Origin of the sequence: Roseivirga sp. UBA1976, from assembly GCF_002336325.1 — a bacterium.
Taxonomy (GTDB): domain Bacteria; phylum Bacteroidota; class Bacteroidia; order Cytophagales; family Cyclobacteriaceae; genus Roseivirga; species Roseivirga thermotolerans.
Genome location: NZ_DDDQ01000182.1, coordinates 1 through 2,758, shown reverse-complemented (window position 1 = coordinate 2,758; position 2,758 = coordinate 1). Strand labels below are relative to the sequence as shown.

Here is a 2,758-nt window from a genome sequence, read left to right as displayed (position 1 = left end):
TCCGGCATGACGTTCTTTTCTTACGTCAAATTCAGGTTAAAATAACAACCAAACAAATCTTACCCCTTGCAACTCTATTCCTGGTCTTCGTCAGGAAGCATCTCAATGTCTTGAATGAGTACTCTTTTGGAAATTGCCTGTCCGGTTGTTGTGGCCGCCAAGCCGCCCAAAGCGGTTTCCTTATAGCGGGTTTCCATGCTTTGCCCCACTTCCCCCATTGCTTCCACGCACTCATCTACGGGAATTACTCCGCTTACATCGGCCAAGGCTATTTGTGCCGAGCTATTGGCAATAGCAGCCGCACTGGCATTTCGAACCACACAAGGCACCTCAACAAGCCCCGCCACCGGATCGCAAATAAGGCCCAACATACACTGAATAGTAATGGCCACTGCATTGAACACCTGATCTACCGAACCACCCAGGCAATATACCATGGCTCCGGCCGCCATGGCGGCCGCACTACCGGTTTCGGCCTGGCAACCACCCACCGCTCCGGCAATAGAGGCTCGCTTTTCCATAATGAGGGCAATTCCTGCACTCACCAGCAGCCCCTCGTGAATCTTGCGATCATCTACTCCATGAAGCTCCTGAAAAGTGACCATAACCCCGGGTATTATACCAGAGGCTCCTGCTGTTGGAGCTGCAACAACGCGCCCCATGCAAGAGTTGACCTCTTTGGCCGCCAGAGCTCGTGAAATAAGTACCTGAAACTCTTTAGAAAGGAGAGGTTTAGGATAGTTGAAAACCTTCTTTGCACCATTGTTGATCATTCCCGAGCGGGAAGTCATGTCTTGAGTGAGACCGGTTTGCACGGCCTCTTTCATTACGGTATAGGCGTTGGCCAGGCCATCCCAAATTTTCTCTTCGCTGGCTTCCTTTTCAGATACCTCATACTCTATAACGGCCTGATGCAAGGGCATTTGGTGTTGCTCACAATACTGTTTCCAGCCTTTAAAATCTTCAAACAAAAAGCACATGGTTTCCTCCTTTGTCACAAAGCTAACGAATAGATAGCAAACGATTGAATAATGGGCACCCAGTCGGTCCCGGAGATTGTTCGCTAGCCGTCTTCCATAAGAAAAGATACAGTTCATTCACCAGCCCAACTGAGTATGACAGCAGGGGCTACTTACTATCGGAAACAGAGCACCCTTTTGGTTTTCCGTAAACCCATTCTCAAACACTGCCAACCAGACGCAACCCTATGGAAACGGCAAGCTCTACCAAGCATTGAAGAATTGAAAAACGCGGCTTTACTAGCGGAAACAATTTCTATCTTTGCGGCATGGAATTACAGAACGATCTACTGATCAGAGCGGCAAAGGGTGAAAAAGTTGAGCGGACACCGGTTTGGTTGATGCGTCAGGCAGGTAGAATCTTACCGGAATACAGAGCAGTACGCAACAAACTTAGCGGATTTATTGAGCTGGCTCAAACGCCTGAACTGGCGGCAGAAGTAACCATCCAGCCGGTAGACATTTTAGGTGTCGATGCTGCTATTATTTTCTCCGACATTCTGGTAATTCCGGAGGCCATGGGACTACCCTACGAAATGGTGGAAAAAAAGGGGCCGAGGTTCCCCAAAACCATTTCTACTGATGATGATCTTAAAGCGCTCAAAAAAGCTGATGCCAAAAGCGACTTAGGTTATGTGCTGGAGGCCATTAAAATCACTAAAAAAGAGCTTAACGGCAGAGTACCTTTAATTGGCTTTGCCGGTGCTCCATGGACAATTTTTTGTTACATGGTAGAAGGACACGGAAGTAAAACCTTCTCCAAAGCAAGGAGAATGCTCTATAACGATCCGCTAATGGCTGATCAGTTGTTGAAGCTAATAACCGACTCTACCATTGAATATTTGAAAGCCCAGATTGAAGCCGGGGCCGACCTTGTGCAGGTGTTCGACTCTTGGGCAGGCATACTGGGGCCAGAACAATACCAACGCTTCTCCATGAAGTACATTGCTGAAATTTGCGATGCGATTACCGAAGTGCCGGTTACGGTGTTTAGCAAAGGAGCGTACTTTGCCAGGTCTGAAATGCGCCACCTGAATTGTGAAACTATTGGGCTAGACTGGAACATGGACATTCAAAGCTCTCGCAGATTAATTGGCGAAGACAAAACCTTACAAGGTAACCTCGATCCGTGTGCTCTCTACGCTCCTGATATTGAGATTGAAAAGGCTACTAAGAAAATGCTCGATGAGTTTGGTACAGGCAGACACATTGCCAATCTAGGTCATGGGGTATATCCTGATATCGATCCTAACAAGGTAAAAGTCTTCATTAATACAGTGAAGGAATACAGTGCCAAGCTTAGGTCGGCTGAAATATGAGTGTCCTGAGCCTTCTGTTCATTACGATCCGTTAGCTTCTTCTGCCCAATTATTGAGCAGATAGAAGTCTCTGAATTAATTTCTGTCTTAGGCTTACTTGATTGTGGTAGTTGAATATGGTGCTTAGCCAAGTGAAGAAAGATATTAAAGGCACTATCAAATTCATTTTTCAGCCTGCTGAAGAAGGTGGTACTGAGTTCGTAGTGACAAATAAATAATTATACCTATTTAGATCACATAGAAGTAAATAAACCACTTAAGTTTCCAGCTGTGTCTTGGCAACCCTTATCAGAATCATTTGTAGAGACGTAAATGGCGGCAAAGTGTCAAAACATGGGTCATTCAATCTAAGTAAGTAGCCCTAATAGTTAAATCGAAAAGAATTAGTTATGTTGTAAAGTAATAATCTTACAAAATATT

Annotated in this window: 2 protein-coding genes; one reads left to right on the top strand and one right to left on the bottom strand. The window is 45.6% G+C overall.

The genetic code is table 11. The annotated features are described in order from the left end of the window. Positions 1-74: 74 nt before the first annotated feature. The gene (sdaAA, locus tag B3763_RS18940) at positions 75-980 is read right to left on the bottom strand and encodes an L-serine ammonia-lyase, iron-sulfur-dependent, subunit alpha (protein ID WP_189628461.1); all 906 of its coding nucleotides are present in this window, start codon (positions 978-980) and stop codon (positions 75-77) included. A 308-nt stretch (positions 981-1,288) separates the two neighbouring features. Here sdaAA and hemE point away from each other — a divergent pair, with 308 nt between their 5' ends. Then, positions 1,289-2,338 carry a uroporphyrinogen decarboxylase gene (gene hemE, locus B3763_RS18935; protein ID WP_286748396.1) on the top strand — a complete coding sequence of 350 codons (1,050 nt, stop codon included), beginning with the start codon at positions 1,289-1,291 and terminating at the stop codon, positions 2,336-2,338. Positions 2,339-2,758: the final 420 nt, after the last annotated feature.